Genomic DNA, 21,317 nt, shown 5'->3' on the forward strand with positions numbered 1-21,317 from the left:
TAGCATCTTAATAAATTTAAAAAATCATTATAGCTTTCTTAAAACTTTATAACTATAAAAATGGTGTAAAAATTTCTTCTTACACCATAACATTTTTTAATAATTATATAAAACCAAATTAATATTTTTAATATTAAGCTACAAAAAATTATTTTCCCAATTTATTTTCTCTTCCATAATAAAATAAATATTGATTTGCAAATCCAGCATTTTTTCCAAAAACTTCTCTGCCACGCATTGCAATTTTTGACTTTGGTGTGACTTCTTTTAAGTAAAGTTTTTCCATTACTCTTTTTATCCACACATCTACGGGAAATGATTCTTTCCTATCAAAGGCAAAAAGTAAAATACAATCTGCCACTTTTGGCCCAACACCTGGCAAAATTTGAAGTGCAGCTCTTGCATCTTCTAATTCCATTTTTTCTATTTCAGAAATATTTACTTCTCCACTATCTATTAATTTCGCAGTTTCAACAATTCTCTTATCTCTAAATCCAACTCTTGCAAATTCTCTAAGATCTTCTGCTTTAGCTTCTTTCAATCTATCTGCACTTGGAAAGGAAAAATACTTTCTATTTTCATCCTCTGAAATAAAATCTCCATACATCTGTGAAATTTTTTCAATAGACTTTTTTATTCTTGGAATTTGATTGTTTGCAGAAATGATAAAGGAAATAATAGTTTCGAATTTTTCTTGATTTAAAATTCTAATTCCCTTGCCATATTCTGTGGCATTTTTCATTATTTCATCTCTTGATAATTCATCTATTATCTCTTTATAATTTCGATCTAGGTCAAAATAATTATAAAAAATTTGATAAAAAGATGCTTTATCTACTCCTCTTAAAACAATTTCTCCGTTTATTTTTTTTACATTTGCAACTTTCCCATTAGTTACAAATGTAAAACTTCCATCACTTTCTTCAAACCACCTAAAAGCCTGTCCACAAGTAAAAATATCCTTTGGGTCGAATTCATATAAATCACTTATTATGCAAAAATCTTTAGCAAAACTTATCTTCATTTAAACTCCCACAAATAAAAAGCCTATTAATAAACAATAGGTCAGCCAATTTCTTTCATAAAATAAGAAAGAGTGAGTAACGAATCATTCAATCTAATATTTTCAACTACAACTCCCTCTGGTCCCTTTAAATCATAAGGTGCAAAATTCCAAATACCTTTGACGCCAGCATTAATAGCTCTTCTTGCAACATCTTCACAAGATTCTTTTGGCACAGTAATAATTGCAACATCAACGTCTTTTTTCTTTATGTATTCTTCCAAACTTTTCATATTTCTAACTTTAATTCCACTTATATCGTCAATATCATCTTTGATGTCAAAAAGTGAAATCACATTAAAACCGGATTCTCTAAATCCATTATATCTAGCAATAGCCTGCCCAAGTCTTCCTGCTCCAATTACTATACTATTATAGCTCTTGTCAATTCCAAGAATTTTGTCAATTTGTTCTTTTAAAGCTCTCGTATTATACCCATAGCCTTGCTGACCAAATCCGCCAAAATTATTTAAATCTTGTCTAATTTGCGAAGCACTAAAGCCAGTCATTCCACTTAATTCTTTTGAAGAAACTCTTTCAATACCAGTGTCAATTAATTCCTTTAAATATCTGTGATAAACTGGCATTCTTCTTATGACAGTTTCAGAAATTCTCCTTGTATCTTTCAGCAAATTAACACCTCCAATTGTTTATATTATAACAATCTTTTCTGTTTTTGTAAATTAAGTAACTCTTATATTGCAATAAGCTTTTTAACCAAAATAACATTTTAAAATAAAAACTCAATCTCAATTAAAATTCCCTGTACTGAAAATCTTGTATCAATAAATTATTGTATTTTGGTCTTAAAAATTTTCATCATTTCTAATCTTAATTTAGTAAGTTCTCTCCTTATTTGATTTATTTTTCAATATAAACTATTATATAATGTATATTTTTATACTAAATTTATAAATTATTTTATATCGAGGTGTTTTTTTTGAAAGTAAATAAGTATGAAGAAATGAAAAAGAAAATTCCAAATATCAAAAAAATTATGCGGATTAGACAAAGTAGAAAGCAAGGCGACATGGGTTATATTGATTTCTTTATGCTTGGATTTGGTTCTATGGTAGGAGTTGGATGGGCAGTTTCGTCTAATCACTGGATTGCACAAGCTGGTGGGCCAATACCTGCCTTCCTCGGTTTTTTAATTGCAACGCTACTTTTAATTCCAATTGGTCTTTGTCACGGAGAACTTCTTGCAACCCTTCCTCAAGGTGGAGGTGTAATGATCTACACTAATAAGGCCTTTGGCAAAAATTTATCTTTTATTTCATCTTGGTTTTTGACTCTTTCTTATATAACTATCCTTCCTTGGGAGGCAATTTATATAAATACTATTTTAACTGATTTAATTCCATGGCTTTCAAATTCCAGAATACTTTATTATGTTGCAGGTTATCCAATCTATCTTTCTTCACTTGTCCTTGGAGTTATCCTCGCACTTTTATTATTTTTTATAAATTTTAAAGGCTCTAATTTTGCATCAAAGCTTCAATCACTTTTGTCAATTATAATAATTATAATAGGTATAATTGTCATTATCTTTTCTTTTAAAGCAGGAGATAAAAGCAATTTATATCCAATTTACAAAAATGTTGGAGAAGGAAGTCACTCTTCACTCTTTGGTGGAATAATAGCAATTGTTGTAATCGTACCATTTTTTATGTCTGGGTTTGACACAATCGCTCAGTCAGTTGAAGAAACTTCTCCAGAAAAGAAATTTAGAAATGTTGCAATTTCCATGGTTCTTTCAATTATTGCTGCTGGAGTTTTTTATGCACTTGTCATAATTTCAACAGGCAGTGTTTCTAATTGGCAAGATTATTCTCTTTCAAGTCCCCCTGCAATGGGATCACTTTTAAAAAATGCTTATAGTGGATCTTTTGGATACGCTCTAGACAAATTAATTGTAATAGGAACAGTTGCCGGACTCTTTTCAACTTGGAATGGTATGTTTATGGCATCAGCAAGACTTATTCAGTCAATGGCAAAAAATAATTTAATCCCAAAAGTTTTTGCAAAAGAACATTCTGAATATGGCACACCTATAACTGCACTCGTATTTTGCTTTTTCTTTGCAGCCATTGGCCCCTTTGTTGGAATGAACTTAATAGATCCACTTACAAGCCTTGGATCTGTTTCCTTTGTAATAGGATGGTTTTTAACTTGTCTATCACTTGCGGTTATAATAAATAAAGAAAAAGATTATTACACATCTTTTAAAGCTCCGGGAGGAAAGTTTACAATCTATCCCGCTATATTTATCTCTGGTGCAATCGTACTTTCAACTTTTATTCCAAAAACTCCTTCTTTTATGGGCTACACAGCTCTTATAATATTTTTTGTATGGCTAATACTAGGTATTGTATTTTTTAAAATTCACAACAAAAGAGAACATTAGATAATCAAAAAAGTAGGTCAACATCAAAATGATAGGCCTACTTTTTTCAATTAATATTTTAAATAAAATTCTCCGCAATCATACATCTTATAGATCCTCCGCCAAATCTTGAAATATTTTTCACATCAATGGGGAGAATCTCGTCATACTTTTCTATTATTCTTATCTTGTCAGGAGAAAGTGAATTGTATCCTTCCTTGGAAATTACAAAAAGATTCTTCCCTTCCCCCTTTAGCTCAATTGAATTCGCCGAAAAATTTATAAATTCATTGTATGTTAGAGAAATAATCTCCTTCCCACTTTCTCTTAAAGTTTTTAAAACTTCACCCTTATTTTCTACAATAAATTCATCTGCAATTAATGTAAACTTCTCTGATACACTCATCATTACATTTGTATGATAAATATAAGATCCTTGGTCCTTTGACTTAAAATAAATTGGTTTTAATTTAAACTCGTCTGCAAATTTTAAAAATTCATCTTTGTCGCACCTCTTTGAAAGGCTGGCATAAGCAGTACTATTCCACCTGTCTATTACAACAACTCCTGTGCCCTCCAAAACTTTTCCCTTATCATTTTTAAAATTTATAACTTGAACATCTTTAAAATCAATAACTTTCTTTAACTGAGGAAGTAGTTTTTCATACTCCTTATTTCTATTTTCTGTGTACATCTGTGCAACAAAAATCTTTCCAGGAAAAGTAACAAAAACATTATTTGGAAAAATCGAATCTGGTGTCCTGTCATCAAAGTCTTCAATTACATCAACATGAATTTTATTTTTTCGGAGAAGATAAACTGCACTATCAAACTCCTCTAAAGCTCTTTTTTGTATTTCATCATCACTTAATTTATTTGAATCTTCTTGATAAATGTTGTCACTCGCCGTTTCTTCATTAAATTTAAAAGCATAGGGCCTTGTCATTATTATTTTATTAGTTATCATTTTGCTTTGCTCCTCATCTTATAATATCGAAAAGAAAAAACTCCCGCAATGCGAGAGCAAATTTCTAATAAAATTATTATCTATAATTAATAAATTAGTAGAAATTTATTACATTTTCAAGTAAAAGTAAATTTGTAATACTTCCAATTCCACCAGGAACAGGTGAGTAAGCTCTTATCTTTCCATTTACAGATTTTTCATCTAAATCTCCACGATATTTCCCTTCACTATTTTTTGAAACACCAATGTCTATTACAACTGCATCTTTATTAAAATAACTTTCATCTAAGGACTCTGCTCTTCCCATTGCTGTGAAAATAATTTCTGCGCCCTTAGTATATTTTTTTAAATCCTTTGTCCCAACATGACAAATGGTAACTGTCGCAAGCTCATTTAATAAAATCATAGAAAGAGGTTTCCCAACTACATTTGAATGATTAATTATAACTATATCTTTTTCTTTTACATCGTATCCATAAAATTTTAGAAGTTCGTCTGCTGCCTTTGCCGATTGAGGAATAAAACCACTGACATCTCCATTATATACCTTTGCCATATTAACTGGATTCATGCAATCAATATCCTTTTTTGGATCAATTGCAAGAGAAATTTTATCCTCATCTATACTTTTTGGAAGAGGTCTAAAAATAATTATACCTCCAACTTTTTCATCATCATTTAACTCTCTTATTTTCTCTAAAATTTTATCTTCTTCTACATCTTTATCAAAAATATTTAAATTTACACTCACTCCAAGTTTTTTGGCAGACTTTTTAATTCCATTCTCATAAGAAACACTGCCCGGATTTTTTCCCACTCTAATGGTAGATATTATTGGATTTAAATTTTCTTTTTTTATTTTTTCGCTTAACTTTTTGCTTTTGCTCTCAACATAATCCTTAGCATATAAAACCCTCGTCATTTAATTCTCCTTATTTGGAATATAAACTTCCACCGCCTCTTTTAATATCCTTATATTTACTGGAAGATCAGGTCCCTTATCTCCATCTATGTCTATACAAATTTTTTCATTTTTATTTGAACTTATATCTACTTCGCTTACTGAAAAATACTTTATATCCTTAATTTCTTCCACATCGCCCTCAATGGATTTTTTTAAAACAGACATCCTATACCTTAAATCACTATTGGTTAAAATTACCAAGTTTGCCTTTCCAGTATTCATACTATTATTTATACTTGTAAATTCAAATTTGCCAACCTTAGATATAAGAGCAACGATTAAATGATCAACTTCCCCAAAGTAATTTCCATCATCAGACTTCACAATAAGATCATATTCTTCTGAAGAAGCTAATTTCCTCGCAGATTTTTTTACATAAGCTAGTCCTCCAAGTCTTGATTTCTCATCTGATGAAACTTCGTGTATCGCTTCAGGTACTGCCCCAATAGATGCAAATAAACTAAAAACCTTATCGTTAGCTTTTCCAATATCTATCTTTTTAGTTTTCTTAAAATCAAAGCATCTTATAGCATTATCTATTCTTCTTGGAATGCCCAATCTCTTTGCCAAAATATTTCCTGTACCTCCAGGTAGTATTAAAAGCTTTGCACTTGAATTATTTTTATACATCCCTAAAAGAACTTCGTTTATAGTCCCATCTCCTCCATAAACCCCTATGGCATCTGCATCTTTTACTTCACCAACAAATTTAGTTGCATCATTTTCTTTCTCAGTTCTCTTTATAATAACTTCATCAAAATATTTTTTAAGATTATATTCAATTTTTCCTATAAATTTTTCTCCACTCTCATTTCCAGAACTCGGATTATAAATAAATAAAATTTTCATACTTACCTCTTTCTAAATTTGAAAATTAAAAGCTTCTTATTAATAGACAATCATGCCACCATTGGGAGAAATAATTTGCCCTGTCATGTAAGAATTCTTATCTGAAATCATAAAAGAAACAAGCTCTGCAATTTCTTCTGCACTTGCAAGCCTTCCCATAGGGATTTCACTAGTAAGAGTTAATAAATTTTCTTTTCCAATTTCCCCAGTCATAGAAGTTTTTACTGCACCAGGTGCAATAGCATTTACTGTTATACCTGAATATCCCAGCTCCTGCGCAAGAGATTTTGTCAAAGCATTAATTGCTCCCTTTGTTGCAGAATAGTGACTCTCCATTGAGCCGCCAACAATTCCCCAAATAGATGACATATTTAAAATTTTCCCAGAATGCTTTTCTAACATATAAGGAAGTGCTGCATGAATTGTATTGTAAACTCCCTTTACATTTACATCAAAAATTTCATCCCAAATTTCTTCGTCAATATCTTGAAAAAGAAAATAACTTGATATTCCCGCATTATTAATTAAAATGTCCACGCCTTTAAACTTATCTGAAATCTTTTTAAACATATCAGTGACTTCCTTTGATTTTGAAACATCTGCTTTTATTGAAATTGCATCGACTCCCATATCTCTTATTTCTCTTTCAAGTTCTATGGCTTCTTTTTCAGATTTATTGTAATTTATTATTATTCTATATCCATCATATGCAAGTCTTTTTGCAATAGCTCTTCCAATTCCTCTTGATGCCCCTGTTATAAGTACAGTCTTCATTTCTCACCCACCATTTAAAATTTATTATATCAAATTTATTTAATTTTGTTGATTTAAAGTTTTTTAAATTTTTTGGACGCAAAAAAACTATGCCAATCGACATAGTTTTTTAGGTAAATATGCTTTTTTATTAAATTTCCAATCTAGCATCCTCTTCAAAATTTTCTTCCGGTATTGGCTTTTTAATAATGTGTTTATAATAAATTTTTTCAACTGCCATAGAAATAGCATTGTCACCAGTTACATTAGCTGCTGTACCAAAAGAGTCTTGAGTTAAGTAAAGTGAAATTAAAATTGTAGCAAGTGTTCCTGAAGAATCAATTCCAACTACTGGCAAAAATGGAAGTGCACTCATTACTGCTCCACCTGGTGCTCCCGGTGCTGCTACCATTGCAATTCCTAATATTGCTATGAATTTTACCAATAATCCAAAAGAGTTGTCCATGTTAAACATTGTAAGCAATGTATAAACACAAGCTGTAAGTGTAATCATTGATCCAGATAAGTGGACTGTTGCACAAAGTGGAATACAAAATTCTCTAATTTGTCTTGTTACACCCATTTTTCTGTTACAAGCAACATTTACTGGAATTGTAGCTGCTGATGATTGAGTTCCTACTGCTGTTAAATATGCAGGAATCGCTTCTTTTAAACATTTGAATGGGTTTCTTCCAGTATATCCTCCAGAAATAGAGAATAAAATAACCATATAAATAAGGTGTAGAGCAATAATACATAAAAATATTTTCCAGAAAATTCCCAAAATGGCAAATACTGAACCTGAATAAGATAGGTTACAGAAATTACCAAAAATAAAAAATGGAAGTAAAGGTATTACAAATTTTACTAAAACTAAATTTATGATTTCATTAAATTCATTAATTGCCTTATAAAAAATTTCTCCACTTCCCTTTGTTCTCAAACCAGAAACTGTAAGTCCAAGCATAAAAGCAAGTACTAGTGCAGCTGTTACATCTATGAAAGCTCCTAATGGAATTTCAAAGAAAGGTGCAACTTCATTTGCTGTTGCTTCTTGAACTTTTTCTGCAAGTTCAGGTCTAATAAAACTTGGAAATATATTTGTTGACATTACATAGGAAAGAGATCCTGCAACAAGTGTTGATGCATAAGCAAGTCCCACTGTAACACCAAGTAATTTACCTGCACCTTCTGATAAATCTGCGATACCTTTAGATACAAAGGCAATAATCATTAAAGGAATAATGAAGTTTAAAAACGCTCCAAATAATCCTGATATTGTAATTGCAATTTTAGTTACCCATTCTGGTAAATATTGGCCAACTAGGATACCTAGTGCAATTGCTATTATAAGTCTAGGTATTAGACCTATTTTTTTCTTTTCTTTCATTTAATTTAATCCTCCTTAAGATTCAAAAACTTAGCCCTAATTTCTTGACCCGTTTTTGTACCTGCAAGTCCTCCAAGACCAGTTTCTCTAATTGATTCATTTAATAGATGCCCCACTTCTCCCATAGCTTGACATACTTCATCGAAGGGAACAATTGATTTTATTCCTGCCATAGCCATGTCCACTGAAATAAGAGAGTTCATCACACCAGATGAATTTCTAAATGTGCAAGGATATTCCACTAGCCCTGCTATTGGATCGCAGGCAAGCCCCATTACATTTATAAAAGTAATGCTGGCTGCATTTAGTGCTTCTTCGACAGTCCCGCCAAGCATTTCAACTATTGCACCTGCGGCCATTGCACTTGCAGAGCCACATTCTGCTTGACATCCTCCTTCAGCACCAGCAAATGTTGCATATTTACCAATGATTTGCCCAATTCCTATTGCTGTCAAAAGTCCATTTATTAAAACGTCATCATCTAAATCAAATTTGTCACTCATTGCCATTAAAGCAGCAGGTAAAATACCTGAACTTCCTGCAGTAGGTGCAGCTGCAATAGTTCCCATATTTGCATTTGTTTCAGATGTGGAAAAGGCCATAGCCATTGCTCTAACTAAAGCTTTATTAGTTACAGGCTCTTTTTCTTTTTGATAGTCGAACATTTTTTTTGCAAATCCGTCTATCATTTTATATTCAGTATCATAAGATTTTTCTAAAGTATTCTGTGAAGACTTTTTCATTACATTTAAAATTTCTCTAAGGCGCGACTTCATTTCCTCTTCACTAATTTTCAAACTCTTAGTCTGATCTTCTAAAACTAAATCATAAAAGTGGATGTTTTCATCATTACATTTTTTAATTATCTCTTGTGCTGTATTTAACATTTAAACCTCCACATATTTTGATTCAATATATCTACTATTATCTAAAAGTTTATTCTTAACCGATTCACTAGCTTTTTCATCAAGCTCAACAGTTAAAGTTACAATATTCTTAAGTTCATCTTTTGCTGTATTTATAGACTCTATATTGTAATCTTCTTCTGCAAGTACAGTAGAAACTTCTGCTATAACTCCTGTTTGTTCAGGATATTGAAATAAAAAAGTTGGAAATCTTCCATCAAAATTAACTTTTATTCCATTTATCTCTACTATTATTATATTTCCACCGCCAATTGACGATCCAATTACATATTCACTAGTGCCATCTTTATAATTAAACACTACTTTTACAGTATTTGGATGATAATCTTCACCTAAATTAGTAGGAATAAATTTATAATTAATTCCTCTTGTATCGGCAATTTTGTAAGCATCTCTTATAGAATCGTCAAAAGTTTCAAAACCCATTATGCCACCTAAAAGTGCCTTGTCTGTTCCATGCCCCTTATATGTATATGCAAAAGATCCGTGAAGATAAAAATCCACGCTCTCATAATTTTTAGGACAAATTTTTGCTGCAACTCTTCCAATTTTACAAGCGCCAGCTGTATGTGATGAAGATGGACCAACCATTATAGGTCCAAGTATTTCAAAAGAAGTGTATTCCTTCATTAAATGTACCTCCTACTTTTAAAGATATTTTAGCATAAAGTGTTAATTTTGTGAATTAAATTATACTCCCAAAATCTTCTTTCTTTTTACTATTAAATAATTTCAATACCTAAAAATAAAAACTTTAAAAACACTAGATAATTTAGTAGTTAAAATTGATTTCAAAATAAATAGATATTTAAAGTATGTAAAATATGCTATAATATTTTTCTGAGAATATTCTTTATACAAGGAGGATTTATGAAAGAAAAAAAGTTAAAGATCAAAATGATGTGGGCGGATTTTTAAAAGGCGTCGAAAGAGTGGGAAATAAATTACCTCACCCTGCCATGATTTTTGCACTACTTTGTTTAATTGTAATAATTATTTCACATTTTACTGCAAAGTCTGGACTTAGCGTTACATATTTTGATGCTAAAGCAAAGGAAAAAGTAACTAAAGAAGCTGTATCTTTACTTAACTGGGAAGGACTCGCTTATATTTTTAACTCTGCAACAGAAAACTTCACAAGCTTCGAACCTTTGGGTACAGTCTTAGTAGCTATGCTTGGTGTTGGTGTTGCAGAACACAGCGGACTTTTCAACGCAAGTTTAAAAAGACTACTTTCTAATGTAAACCCTACAATTCTAACTGCAACAGTAGTTTTTGCAGGTGTAATTTCAAATATCGCATCTGATGCAGGTTATATAGTAGTAGTTCCACTTGGAGCTTTGATTTTTGCAAATGCAGGTCGTCACCCTCTTGCTGGTATCGCCGCTGCCTTTGCTGGAGTAAGTGGAGGCTTTTCTGCAAACTTATTACTTGGAACAACTGACCCGCTACTCACTAACATAACAAACGAAGCTTTAAAAGCTGGTGGCATTGATTTAGAACTAGCTGCAACTTGTAACTGGTACTTCTTATTTGTTTCAACATTTTTAATTACAATAATAGGTACTCTTGTAACAAATAAAATTGTAGAAAAAAATTTAGGTAATTACACAGGATCTTATAAAGCAGATGAAACTCCCCTTACTGACCTTGAAAAAAAGGGGCTTAATAAAGCTCTTATAGCTCTTATAATTTATGCAGTAATAATGGCACTTCTCATGTTCCCATCTAATGCACCTTTTAGAGTTTTAGAAGAAGGCAAAAATGCAAAAACACTTAAATTTTTCTTAGGTCACGGTTTAATTCCTGGAATGTTACTTTTATTTATGATTCCTGGTATCGTTTATGGTAAAACAGTTGGAACTATAAAAAACTCACATGACTTTGTTGACACTATGACAAAGGCAATGCAAGGAATGGGCGGATACTTAGTTTTAGCATTTTTTGCATCTCAATTTGTAAATTACTTTAACACTACAAATCTAGGGCTGATACTTGCAAAAAATGGTGCTGATTTCTTAAAATCAATTAACTTAAATGGACTTCCGCTTTTAATTATATTTATCTTAGTTTCAGCATTTTTAAATTTATTTATGGGATCTGCTTCTGCAAAGTGGGCAATAATGGCTCCAATATTTGTGCCAATGATGTATGAAATTGGTCTATCTCCTGCACTTACACAAGTTGCATATAGAATTGGTGACTCTTCAACAAATATTATCACACCGCTTATGTCTTACTTTGCAATGATAGTTGTATTTATGCAAAAATATGACAAAGATTCTGGCCTCGGAACCCTCACATCTATGATGCTTCCATACTCAATGTTCTTCCTACTTGGATGGACACTTCTAATGATTGTGTGGTATCTACTTGGAATTCCAGTTGGTCCTGACGCACCACTTCATGTACAAGACATGGTTACAATGTTATTTATATAATAATTTTAATATTCTCAAAAATAAACCCGATGGATTTTTTCATCGGGAATTTTTGTATTATAAACTTTAAATTAATATGCTGAATTAACCTACTCCAAAATCTGTTATTTCAAATAAAATATCCACATTAGGATCATCTTCCAAATATTTATATTTTTTAACAAACCACTCGACTAATTCCTCATCTCTTTTTATATTTGTACTATTATTCATAAAAATATTAACTGTGGCATGGGGAAATTTTTTTATAATTTCCATATCTCTATCTATCATTTCTTTAGTCTGACCTTTTATTCCAACCATGACACATGGAGAGTCAAAATATTTTTTCACTTCTCTATAATCTTTAAAGTCTGCACCCTTTTTTAACACTTCTTCTCTAAAATCATTGTCAAAGGTTTCTATTCCCGTTTTAAAAATTATGGGCACATTAAAAAATTCTCTAATCTCATCTAATCTATTTCTGTAAATCCAATGAGCTTCAAAAAATAACTTTTTTATATTCTTGTCTTCAACAACTCTTTTTATTTCTTCTAATGTTTTTTGTGTCAAATCAAAAACTGATGCAGAATCTATGACTTCTAATACGCCATATTCTCCTGTTACATTTTTTAAAACTTCTAAATTTATTTTGTCAATTTTTTCTTCATCTATTTCATTGTCGTAAATGTAGTCGCAAAAAGTGCACTTCCCCCATTTACATGGCCTCGCTTTTAAAAGCACTATCTCTCTTTTATTTTTATTATTTATCTTTGAATACCTATTTATAAAATCATCTCCCAATAAAACCTATTAAATATTCTACCATATAAAACATAAATATCTTTATCACAAATTTATATTTCTTTTGGATAAATCTTAAAAGTTGATTTTTAATCTAATTTTCTCTATACTAATTGTTATAGAATAAACTTTTATGAAAAGTTTTACATAATAAATTTTAATTGTTTCGTTAGTTTTATATTGTATTATTTAGGATTGATTAGAATAAAATTGAGAGGAAATATATGGCGGTAAAAATAATTATTGATTCTACTTGTGATGTAGATAAAAATGTGGAAGACAAGTTTATAAAAGTTCCTCTTCATGTTACTTTTGGAGAAGAAGATTTTATAGATACAGTAGATATTACAAAGGACGAATTTTATGAAAAACTGGAAAGTTCAGATGAACTTCCAAAAACAAGTCATCCATCTCCACAAGCATTTATTGATGAGTATCAAAAAGTTGTAAATAATGGTGACAAAGCTGTCGTGATTTGTCTTACTTCAGGTTTTTCAGGTACATATGAAGTTGCACTTATGGCAAGCGAAGAATTTAAGGACAAAATTTTTGTAGTTGACTCTCTCCAATCATGTACTGGAGGAGGTGTAATAGCAGAATATGCCCTTAGACTTAGCGAAGAAGGTAAATCTGCAAAAGAAATTTTTGAAATCTTAGAAAAAGAAAAATTTAGAGTTAGCACTATGGCAGTTGTTGATACTTTAAAATATTTGGAAAAAGGCGGTAGACTTTCAAAGGCCTCTGCTCTAGTGGGAAATTTATTGTCAGTAAAAATTATTTTGGCTATGAAAGATGGAATAGTTGTTGCTATTGGAAAGGCAAAGGGAACTAAAAATGCAAATAATCTTTTCTTACACGAGATTGAAAAGACTGGCGAAATAGATTTTTCCATGCCAATCATATTTGGATACACAGGAAAAGATAGTGAAAAAATTCAAAAATACTTTAGGGAAGTTAAAAAATTCTGCGAAAAAGAAGTCCCAAATCCACCACTTGTTCAAATTGATAGTGTTATTGGCACTCACACAGGACCAGGTTCTCTATATGTTGCATTTTTTAACAAATAATATTTTAGGCATTTGTCTTTTGGCAAATGTCTTTTTTTATTATTTTTTATAATTTCTTCTATGAAATATAGATTTCTTTATCTAATTATAATTCTGTGGTAAAATAAAAAAGATAGGAGTTGATTTATTGGAAAAAGAAACTGATTTTAAGGGACTTTTTAGACTTTTTACTAGGTCTTTATTTATTTTCATTATTGGAATGATTTTTCCCTTTTTTTATGTTTTATTTCCTTCTATGTTTGTAGTTGAATCTGTAAAAGAAGGAATTTTCAAAGTAATGGCAACTTTAGCTCTTCTTGTGCTTTTAATTGGTGCCTTAGCTGGACCTATTGTTGCAATTGTTATCTTTACAATTTTTGGCCCCTTTATTTTAATTTTTCACTATATGATTATCACAGATAGATCTGTATCCATGACTATTTTGGCTACATCTTTAATCTTTTTTATATCCATAATGGTTTTATTTTTTGCCTTTGGAATAAATGCAGATGTTCTAAATTCTAGTGAAACTATTAATAAATTAATAAATTTTTATACAAATTTTGCAAGTGAAGCTGGTCTAAATGATGTTGACCTTGCCTTATTTTCTGAAAATGCAAAAATCTATTACAAAAAGTTTTTGCAAATTTTGCCCTCTGTTCTAGTTATTTCTTCTGTGGTTATTTCTTATATAACTTATACTACTGCTGGAAGAACTTTAATTACAAAGGGAAAATTTATAAGACAACCTTCTTCTTTGGAATTTCTAAAACTTCCAAAAGAAGTTATTATTCTGTCAATTGTAACTGTTGCTATTTTTAGTTTAACTGGCGATTATTTTGGCCCTTCTGGGCAAGTTTTTATTATAAATTTGATGAATGTAATCTTTTTTATGCTCTTTGCATCTGGGATAGCTGTAATTAAATTTTATATGACAAGATCAAATCTAAAAAGTTTTTTACAGTTTTTAATTATTGCTCTATGCCTTACTATTTCTTCACTTCAAATTTTTGTGATGATAATAGGGGCCCTTGATCAAATTGTAACCTTTAGAAAAATTAATTGAGTGAGAATATTATGAAAAATAATTTTAAAATTAGTGATTTTCTTCCATATATTGTTTTTGCTCTTTGCATAGTTATATTTTTAATAGTTTTAAGACCCATAATTGGTATCATTGCACTTATTGCAATGGCCTATGTTTTATATATGACTTATAAAAAAATAACAACAAAAAATGAGAAGAATTTAAAACATATTGAAAAATTAAATGACAGGTTCGACTCCCTTACTAAGGAAGTAATATTTGATATGCCCTTTCCTCTTGTTGTAACAGATGAAAAGGCAAAGATTCTTTGGTATAACACTCCCTTTATTAATTTATTTAATGAAGAGAGTGTTATCGAGAAGGATCTCGAAAACTTAATAGAAGAAATTGACATCTCAAATATTATAAATAGAAGCGGTGCCAACACTCTTCCTGTAGAAATCAATAAAAGATCTTTTAGCGTCTATACAAATGTTGTCGATGATAAATCTGAAAAAGATGATGGCAAATCTGTTTTACTTTATTTTGTAGACAACACTGCCTATAAAGATTTAAAGGATAAATACACAGATGAATACCCTATTATTGCAAAAATAGAAGTGGATAATTTCTCTGAAGCTGTTAGTTCTGCTCCATCAGAAATAAGGCCTATTCTAATTGCAGAAATTGACTCTACTATTTCTTCCTACTTTGAAGAGTACGATGCACTAGTTAGAAAATCTGACGAAGATTTATATCTTGTAGTTATGACTTTTAAATCTTTAATGATGCTAAAGGAAAAGAAATTTGATATTTTAGATGATTTAAGAGATTTAAACAAAGGCAATTCCATTCCAATAACTCTATCTATTGGAGTATCTTCCTATGGACTTAATTTTAAAGATGCCTATATAGAATCGGATTCTTCCCTAGACCTTGCACTAGGTCGTGGAGGAGATCAAGCTGTTGTAAAAGTTGACGACAATTATGAATTTTTCGGTGGAAAATCTAAAGCTGTGGAAAAGAGAAATAAAGTAAAAGCAAGAGTCATTGGCGAAGCTTTGAAACAATTAATAGATAGATCTGAAAATGTATATATAATGGGTCACAAAAATCCAGACATGGATGCCATTGGTGCTGCCATTGGATGTCTTCGTGCAACTTTAAATAGAAATAAAGAGGGCTATATTGTCCTTGAAAAATCTAATCCATCAATTGACAATTTAATTGACAGGATGAAGGAAGAAGAGCCAGAACTTTATGAAAAAGTTATTTCAAGAGAAACTGCACTAAATAGAATCAAACATTCTTCACTTCTAGTAGTAGTCGATAATCACAAACCTTCTTTTACAGAATGTCCTGAACTTATTGACAAGACAAATCAAATTGTTGTAATTGATCACCATAGGCGTGGAAAGGAATTTGTAGAAGATCCTGTTCTAAGTTATGTTGAACCCTACGCTTCATCTACTTGTGAATTAATAACTGAAATGCTAACTTATATGTCAGATGATTTAAACTTAACTCACTTCGAAGCAGATGCACTTATGAGTGGGATTGTAGTCGACACGAAAAACTTCTCTTTTCAAACTGGTGTCAGAACTTTTGAAGCAGCTTCAGTTTTAAAAAGAGCTGGTGCAAATATGATTAAAGTAAAGGCACTTTTCCAAGACGATTTGGACACTATGCTTTATAGAGCAGAAGTAATTCACAATACAAAAATAATCCACGATAATATTGCAGTTTCAAGATTTAATAAATCTGCAAATAATTCTGTCTTAGTTGCAGCTCAAGCAGCTGATGCTCTTTTGGATATTAACGGAATTGACGCATCCTTTGTTTTAACAATAAACGATGGCAAAACTCACATATCTGGAAGATCTCGTGGCGAAATTGTATCAGTTCAACTTATACTTGAAAAAATTGGAGGTGGCGGTCACTTAAACATGGCTGGTGCACAACTTGATACTACTGATCTAGACGAAGCAGAAAAAACTCTAATAGATGCGATAGAAGAATATTTAGAAGATAATAAAAGCGAGGAATAAAAATGAAAGTAATTTTAATTAAGGACGACAAAAATCTAGGACCAAAAGGAAGCATTGTAAATGCAAAAACTGGTTATGCGAGAAACTTTTTGATTCCAAGAGGAGTTGCAATTGAAGCAACAAAAGAGAACATGGAAACTTGGAAGAAAAATAAAATTGAAGAAGAAAAAATTGAAAAAGAAAATCGTGCAAAAGCAATGGAAGACAAGAAAAAGATTGAAGATATAACTCTCACAATTAAGGCAAAAGCTGGCGAAGGCGGAAGACTTTTTGGAGCAATCACATCTTCTGACATTGCGAAAAATTTAAAAAGCGAATACAAAATAGACGTCGACAAGAAAAAAATTGACTTAGCAGAAAATATAAAAGAAGCTGGAATTAAAAAAATTGACATCAAATTATACACAGATGTTGTTGCAACTTTAAAGGTAAACATTAGACCTGAATCTTGATTTTATGGAAACAAATAGTGAATTAAATTTAAATGAAAGTGGAAATTTAAAACTTCCACCCCACAGCTTAGAAGCAGAAGAATCTGCCCTTGGATCAATGATGCTTTCAAAAGAAGCAATCACATCATCAATAGAAATCCTAAAAATAGAAGACTTCTATCAAGATGCTCACAGAAAAATTTACGATGCCATCCTAAATATTTACAATAGAAATGAGCCTGCTGATGTTATAACAATTGCAGAAGAATTAAAAAAGACTGATTCATTAGAAGAAGTTGGTGGTATAACTTATCTTGCCGACCTCTCTTCCAATGTAACTGCAGTTTCAAATATAAAATCTTACTGCAATATTATAAAAGAAAAGGGAATTTTAAGAGAACTTATAGATGCATCTGACAAAATTATCTCTGCTTCTTATTCTCCAGATGCAAAAGCTGATTTAATAATTGAACTTGCAGAAAAATCTGTTTTTGATATCACTCAAGATTCCACAAAAAATGGACTAGTAAATATAAAAAATATTGCCCTAGATTCCTTTTCAGATTTAGAGAAAAAAGCACAAAATCCAAATGCACTCACGGGACTTACAACAGGATTTGTAGATCTCGACAGAAAAATCTCAGGTCTTCAAAAATCAGATCTAGTTTTACTTGCAGCAAGACCCTCTATGGGTAAAACTGCTCTTATGGTAAACATAGCTACAAATGCTGCACTTCGTGGTGGTGCGTCTGTGGCAGTATTTTCTCTTGAAATGAGCAAGAACCAATTATTTCAAAGAATAATTTCTTCAAACGCTCACGTAGACCTTCAAAAAGTTATAAGTGGTAACTTAAATGAAGAAGAGTGGACAAAAATAATAAATACTATGCCAATTGTGTCCAACTTAAAAATAGAAATTGATGACACCGCTGGCATATCTCCGCTGGAACTGAAAGCAAAGTGCAGGAGAATGAAAGTTGAAAAGGGACTTGATTTAATCGTCATAGACTACTTGCAACTTATGCAAATGAGTTCAAGAAGTGAATCAAGGCAACAGGAAATCTCTGCAATATCAAGAAACTTAAAAGCAATTGCAAAGGAATTAGAAGTTCCCGTAATAGCACTTTCACAACTTTCACGTGCGCCTGAACTTAGAACAGATCACAGACCAATCTTATCAGACCTTCGTGAATCTGGTGCTATTGAACAGGACGCAGACATTGTAATGTTTTTATATAGAGATGAATATTACACAAAAGAAGAATCAGAAAAGCCAAACATCGGCGAAGTAATAATTGCAAAACACAGAAATGGTCCAACAGGAACCGTTGAATTGATGTTTAAAAAAGAATATACAAAGTTTTTAAACTTACAGAGAAATGAATAAAATTTTAAGGCTTTCGCATATTATAGCGAGAGCCTTTATTTATATTTTCTATCTCAAATGTTATAATAAAGTTTGTATAAAATATGGAGGTAAATATGATTTTAGATTTAATAAAAGTAATTGTTTTAGGAATAATCGAAGGACTGACAGAGTTTCTTCCTATTTCATCAACAGGACATCTTATAATTGCAGACAGTTTCATAAAGCTTGAACCAAAATCTTTTTCCAATGCCTTTAATGTAATTATTCAACTTGGTGCAATTCTTGCAGTGGTCTACTTATACTTTTACGATGTAAACCCAATTGCAAAAGAAAAACTCGTGCCAGTAATCGGCGAAGAAACTTATAATAGTTTAAGTTTTAATGAAAAGTTTAAATATAGAGATATGGAAACTATGAGACTTATTGCAAAAATAATTGTCGGATTTTTGCCAGCAGCTTTTTTTGGATATTTATTTGACGACTTTATAGACGCTCATCTCTTTAACACTACTACAGTTTCTGTTGCACTTATTTTTTACGGTATAATAATTATAATTATGGAAAAAAATAATAAAGGAAAGAATTTTAAATATGAAAATCTAGACGAAATCACACTTAAAACAGCTTTTCTTATTGGTTTCTTCCAATGTCTTGCAATGGTGCCAGGTACATCTCGTTCAGCCGCAACAATTATTGGTGCAATGATACTTGGATGTTCAAGGACAAGTTCTGCAAAATTTTCTTTCTACCTTGCAGTGCCAACAATGTTAGGTGCAACTGTACTAAAAATTGTTAAGATTGGATTTTCCTTAACTCTTTGTCAATGGTTCTTAATATTAATTGGTGGAGTTGTTTCTTATATCGTGGCATTAATTGTAATCAAAAAATTCCTGGGATATATAAGAGAACACGACTTCATCCCATTTGGCTATTACAGAATAGTTTTAGGTATAATCGTCCTACTATTTAGTGCTTTTAATATAATTTGAGGTGAATAAAATGAAAGATTTCAACGTTGGCATATTGCAACTGCCTACAACAGGTGACAAAGATAAAAATCTAAACACAATGGAAGAATTTGTTTTAATCGCAAAGAAAAAAGGTGCAGATGTAATTTGTCTTCCAGAAATGTGGAATTGCCCATATCAAAATTCTTACTTCAAAAAATTTTCAGAAGAAGACTTTGGCAAAACTTATAAAAAAATGAGTGAAGTTGCAAAGAATAATAAAATATATTTAATTGGCGGCTCAATCCCCATTAAATCTGGAGAAAAAATTTATAACAGATCCTATGTATTTGACAAAGACGGCAGAGAAATTTATAGATATTCAAAAATAAACCTCTTCGACATAGAAGACTATAAAGAATCAAACACAATCTCTGGAGGAAAATCACTTGGAGTATTTGAAACAGAATATGGAATTTTTGGACTTGCAATTTGCTTTGACCTTAGATTTCCAGAACTATTTCAAACCTTTAAAGATTATGGTGCAGAAGTAATCTTTGCACCATCAACATTTATGAAAAAAACTGGAGAAGCTCACTTTCATCTCTTAAATAGAGCACGTGCCGTTGACACACAATGCTATATAGTATCGCCAACAATAGCAAGAGACGATAATCTATCTAAAAACGCATATGCACACTCCCTGTGCGTAGCACCAAGCGGTGAAATAATAAAAGACCTTGGCGAAGAAGAAAATATAGAAGTTATAAAATTAGAAAATGAAAAAGTAAAGAGAGAAAGAAAAAAACTTCCAATAGAAATTTCAAGGCAAAATAGAAAATTATAAAAAAAAGCTATCACAAATTAATTACTATACTGTGATAGCTTTTTTGAAATCGTCTTTACATAACTCAAATCTATCAGTCAAGTTTAATTGTTTAAAAAAGGAGTTGACTTAAAATACTTTGAAAAAATACCCATGACTCTTTATAATGAAACTGGGGCTTTAAATACTTTATTACAACAACATTTATTAACTCATGGAATAGAACTGAATAATGTAGTTTGCTATACTAGCGAATGCGACGTCCAGATAGATTTATGTTTAAATAATGTTACGTCAGCAATCATCCCAAAAATGCTAGCAAATAACTTTTTACAAAATAATGAAATTTATTTTTTCCCTATAAAAGATTTTAATTATCCTTTAAGAGTGGATATAGTTTCAAATCCTTATCTTGAAAAACCTCTTTATTTAAAAGCATTTATATCCATTTTAAAAGAAGAACTTGTAGAATTTTCAATGAATTCTTTCTAAAATTAAATCTACAAATTAAAAAAACCCCTTAAATCTAGATTTATGGTCTTGATTTAAGGGGTTTTTTTTAATTATTAATTTGTTATTTATTCTCAACTTTTTCTTCTTTAACTAGCTTTATTTTTACTGCTGCTTCATATCCAAAGTTAATAAGATCTTCAAGAAATTCTTTATCTTCTAAATATTTATTATCTATTCCTTTTTGACGGAGTACATCATAAATACTATTAAAATCAAAGGAACACTCATTTTCCATAAAAACATTTTTGTTATTATTTTCTTTTCTCCCAAACATCTCATCTATTGATACATCAAATAATTCTGCAAGGTCAATTATTGTTTCTTTATCTGGAAATCTTTCGTCAGATTCATATCTACCAATAGTTGGTCTTGATAAATTTAACTTTCCTGCTAAATCTTTTTGAGTCATATTATTTTTTATTCTTAAATTTTTAATATTATCTCCAAATGTCATAAAACCACCCAATATAAGAATATTTAAAATATATCACAATAAGTTTATTATTTTATTCTAAGTGTCAAATAGACGAATAATTTTGATTTATCTCTTGACAAGTTCCGTTTAGTCACCATATAATAGGTTCATAG

At 30.7% G+C, this 21,317-nt stretch carries 21 protein-coding genes; 10 read left to right on the forward strand and 11 right to left on the reverse strand.

Annotation, left to right across the window (positions count from 1 at the left end; all coding sequences use genetic code 11):
- Positions 1-148: 148 nt before the first annotated feature.
- Both BQ5450_RS05295 and BQ5450_RS05300 read right to left on the reverse strand, forming a co-directional pair.
- Positions 149-1,024, reverse strand: coding sequence for a DNA-3-methyladenine glycosylase family protein (locus BQ5450_RS05295; protein WP_071126193.1), 876 nt, complete (start codon positions 1,022-1,024; stop codon positions 149-151).
- A gap of 41 nt (positions 1,025-1,065) precedes the next feature.
- The gene (locus tag BQ5450_RS05300; protein ID WP_071126194.1) at positions 1,066-1,695 is read right to left on the reverse strand and encodes a redox-sensing transcriptional repressor Rex; all 630 of its coding nucleotides are present in this window, start codon (positions 1,693-1,695) and stop codon (positions 1,066-1,068) included.
- A gap of 308 nt (positions 1,696-2,003) precedes the next feature.
- Here BQ5450_RS05300 and BQ5450_RS05305 point away from each other — a divergent pair, with 308 nt between their 5' ends.
- Positions 2,004-3,470, forward strand: a complete 1,467-nt coding sequence (locus BQ5450_RS05305; protein WP_071126195.1) for an APC family permease — start codon at positions 2,004-2,006, stop codon at positions 3,468-3,470.
- A gap of 58 nt (positions 3,471-3,528) precedes the next feature.
- On the opposite strand, the gene BQ5450_RS05310 is transcribed toward BQ5450_RS05305, so the two are convergent.
- The 7 genes from BQ5450_RS05310 to sdaAB all read right to left on the reverse strand — a co-directional run bounded on the left by BQ5450_RS05310 (position 3,529) and on the right by sdaAB (position 9,928).
- Positions 3,529-4,416, reverse strand: a complete 888-nt coding sequence (locus BQ5450_RS05310) for an arginine deiminase-related protein (protein ID WP_071126196.1) — start codon at positions 4,414-4,416, stop codon at positions 3,529-3,531.
- 94 nt (positions 4,417-4,510) lie between these two features.
- Positions 4,511-5,338, reverse strand: a complete 828-nt coding sequence (locus tag BQ5450_RS05315) for a bifunctional 5,10-methylenetetrahydrofolate dehydrogenase/5,10-methenyltetrahydrofolate cyclohydrolase (RefSeq protein WP_071126197.1) — start codon at positions 5,336-5,338, stop codon at positions 4,511-4,513.
- On the reverse strand, positions 5,339-6,229 hold the full coding sequence (locus BQ5450_RS05320; protein ID WP_071126198.1) for a diacylglycerol/lipid kinase family protein: 891 nt from the start codon (positions 6,227-6,229) through the stop codon (positions 5,339-5,341). It abuts the gene before it with no gap.
- Between the two features lie 39 nt (positions 6,230-6,268).
- Complete coding sequence (ymfI, locus tag BQ5450_RS05325) at positions 6,269-7,003, reverse strand: elongation factor P 5-aminopentanone reductase (RefSeq protein ID WP_071126199.1); 735 nt, start codon at positions 7,001-7,003, stop codon at positions 6,269-6,271.
- Positions 7,004-7,133: 130 nt separating this feature from the next.
- The gene (locus BQ5450_RS05330) at positions 7,134-8,372 is read right to left on the reverse strand and encodes a dicarboxylate/amino acid:cation symporter (RefSeq protein WP_071126200.1); all 1,239 of its coding nucleotides are present in this window, start codon (positions 8,370-8,372) and stop codon (positions 7,134-7,136) included.
- Positions 8,373-8,377: 5 nt separating this feature from the next.
- Positions 8,378-9,259 (reverse strand): L-serine ammonia-lyase, iron-sulfur-dependent, subunit alpha, encoded by an 882-nt coding sequence (sdaAA, locus tag BQ5450_RS05335; protein WP_010245784.1) that lies wholly within the window; start codon positions 9,257-9,259, stop codon positions 8,378-8,380.
- Positions 9,260-9,928 (reverse strand): L-serine ammonia-lyase, iron-sulfur-dependent subunit beta, encoded by a 669-nt coding sequence (gene sdaAB / locus BQ5450_RS05340; protein ID WP_071126201.1) that lies wholly within the window; start codon positions 9,926-9,928, stop codon positions 9,260-9,262. It lies immediately after the preceding gene.
- 236 nt (positions 9,929-10,164) lie between these two features.
- Between sdaAB and BQ5450_RS05345 the strand changes: the two genes are divergently transcribed.
- Positions 10,165-11,739, forward strand: a complete 1,575-nt coding sequence (locus BQ5450_RS05345) for an AbgT family transporter (protein ID WP_071126202.1) — start codon at positions 10,165-10,167, stop codon at positions 11,737-11,739.
- An 84-nt stretch (positions 11,740-11,823) separates the two neighbouring features.
- On the opposite strand, the gene BQ5450_RS05350 is transcribed toward BQ5450_RS05345, so the two are convergent.
- The gene (locus BQ5450_RS05350) at positions 11,824-12,507 is read right to left on the reverse strand and encodes a radical SAM protein (protein ID WP_026038596.1); all 684 of its coding nucleotides are present in this window, start codon (positions 12,505-12,507) and stop codon (positions 11,824-11,826) included.
- Between the two features lie 239 nt (positions 12,508-12,746).
- On the opposite strand from BQ5450_RS05350, the gene BQ5450_RS05355 reads away from it, so the two are divergent.
- From BQ5450_RS05355 to BQ5450_RS05390, 8 genes are all read left to right on the forward strand, one after another.
- Positions 12,747-13,589 carry a DegV family protein gene (locus BQ5450_RS05355; protein ID WP_010245771.1) on the forward strand — a complete coding sequence of 281 codons (843 nt, stop codon included), beginning with the start codon at positions 12,747-12,749 and terminating at the stop codon, positions 13,587-13,589.
- 127 nt (positions 13,590-13,716) lie between these two features.
- Positions 13,717-14,634, forward strand: coding sequence for a DUF2232 domain-containing protein (locus tag BQ5450_RS05360; RefSeq protein ID WP_083379726.1), 918 nt, complete (start codon positions 13,717-13,719; stop codon positions 14,632-14,634).
- An 11-nt stretch (positions 14,635-14,645) separates the two neighbouring features.
- On the forward strand, positions 14,646-16,643 hold the full coding sequence (locus BQ5450_RS05365; RefSeq protein WP_071126204.1) for a DHH family phosphoesterase: 1,998 nt from the start codon (positions 14,646-14,648) through the stop codon (positions 16,641-16,643).
- Positions 16,644-16,645: 2 nt separating this feature from the next.
- Positions 16,646-17,095 (forward strand): 50S ribosomal protein L9, encoded by a 450-nt coding sequence (rplI, locus tag BQ5450_RS05370; protein WP_010245764.1) that lies wholly within the window; start codon positions 16,646-16,648, stop codon positions 17,093-17,095.
- 4 nt (positions 17,096-17,099) lie between these two features.
- Positions 17,100-18,461: a replicative DNA helicase gene (dnaB, locus tag BQ5450_RS05375; protein ID WP_010245761.1), complete on the forward strand. Its 1,362-nt coding sequence runs from the start codon at positions 17,100-17,102 to the stop codon at positions 18,459-18,461.
- 95 nt (positions 18,462-18,556) lie between these two features.
- Positions 18,557-19,432 carry an undecaprenyl-diphosphate phosphatase gene (locus BQ5450_RS05380; protein WP_071126205.1) on the forward strand — a complete coding sequence of 292 codons (876 nt, stop codon included), beginning with the start codon at positions 18,557-18,559 and terminating at the stop codon, positions 19,430-19,432.
- 10 nt (positions 19,433-19,442) lie between these two features.
- Positions 19,443-20,237 carry a carbon-nitrogen hydrolase family protein gene (locus tag BQ5450_RS05385; RefSeq protein ID WP_071126206.1) on the forward strand — a complete coding sequence of 265 codons (795 nt, stop codon included), beginning with the start codon at positions 19,443-19,445 and terminating at the stop codon, positions 20,235-20,237.
- Between the two features lie 87 nt (positions 20,238-20,324).
- On the forward strand, positions 20,325-20,708 hold the full coding sequence (locus tag BQ5450_RS05390) for a LysR substrate-binding domain-containing protein (RefSeq protein ID WP_234346998.1): 384 nt from the start codon (positions 20,325-20,327) through the stop codon (positions 20,706-20,708).
- Between the two features lie 82 nt (positions 20,709-20,790).
- Here the strand turns inward: BQ5450_RS05390 and BQ5450_RS05395 are convergent, their stop codons facing one another.
- Positions 20,791-21,183, reverse strand: a complete 393-nt coding sequence (locus BQ5450_RS05395) for a helix-turn-helix domain-containing protein (RefSeq protein ID WP_071126207.1) — start codon at positions 21,181-21,183, stop codon at positions 20,791-20,793.
- Between the last annotated feature and the right edge of the window lie 134 nt (positions 21,184-21,317).

Source organism: Peptoniphilus lacydonensis (assembly GCF_900106515.1).
Taxonomy (GTDB): Bacteria; Bacillota; Clostridia; order Tissierellales; family Peptoniphilaceae; genus Peptoniphilus_A; species Peptoniphilus_A lacydonensis.

Excerpts from the sequence above, each read along its gene's own strand:
- BQ5450_RS05295 (WP_071126193.1), bottom strand. The coding sequence starts at position 1,024 with ATGAAGATAAGTTTTGCTAAAGATTTTTGCATAATAAGTGATTTATAT.
- BQ5450_RS05310 (WP_071126196.1), bottom strand. The coding sequence starts at position 4,416 with ATGATAACTAATAAAATAATAATGACAAGGCCCTATGCTTTTAAATTT.
- BQ5450_RS05315 (WP_071126197.1), bottom strand. The coding sequence starts at position 5,338 with ATGACGAGGGTTTTATATGCTAAGGATTATGTTGAGAGCAAAAGCAAA.
- BQ5450_RS05320 (WP_071126198.1), bottom strand. The coding sequence starts at position 6,229 with ATGAAAATTTTATTTATTTATAATCCGAGTTCTGGAAATGAGAGTGGA.
- ymfI (WP_071126199.1), bottom strand. The coding sequence starts at position 7,003 with ATGAAGACTGTACTTATAACAGGGGCATCAAGAGGAATTGGAAGAGCT.
- BQ5450_RS05330 (WP_071126200.1), bottom strand. The coding sequence starts at position 8,372 with ATGAAAGAAAAGAAAAAAATAGGTCTAATACCTAGACTTATAATAGCA.
- sdaAA (WP_010245784.1), bottom strand. The coding sequence starts at position 9,259 with ATGTTAAATACAGCACAAGAGATAATTAAAAAATGTAATGATGAAAAC.
- sdaAB (WP_071126201.1), bottom strand. The coding sequence starts at position 9,928 with ATGAAGGAATACACTTCTTTTGAAATACTTGGACCTATAATGGTTGGT.
- BQ5450_RS05355 (WP_010245771.1), top strand. The coding sequence starts at position 12,747 with ATGGCGGTAAAAATAATTATTGATTCTACTTGTGATGTAGATAAAAAT.
- BQ5450_RS05365 (WP_071126204.1), top strand. The coding sequence starts at position 14,646 with ATGAAAAATAATTTTAAAATTAGTGATTTTCTTCCATATATTGTTTTT.
- rplI (WP_010245764.1), top strand. The coding sequence starts at position 16,646 with ATGAAAGTAATTTTAATTAAGGACGACAAAAATCTAGGACCAAAAGGA.
- dnaB (WP_010245761.1), top strand. The coding sequence starts at position 17,100 with ATGGAAACAAATAGTGAATTAAATTTAAATGAAAGTGGAAATTTAAAA.
- BQ5450_RS05380 (WP_071126205.1), top strand. The coding sequence starts at position 18,557 with ATGATTTTAGATTTAATAAAAGTAATTGTTTTAGGAATAATCGAAGGA.
- BQ5450_RS05385 (WP_071126206.1), top strand. The coding sequence starts at position 19,443 with ATGAAAGATTTCAACGTTGGCATATTGCAACTGCCTACAACAGGTGAC.
- BQ5450_RS05395 (WP_071126207.1), bottom strand. The coding sequence starts at position 21,183 with ATGACATTTGGAGATAATATTAAAAATTTAAGAATAAAAAATAATATG.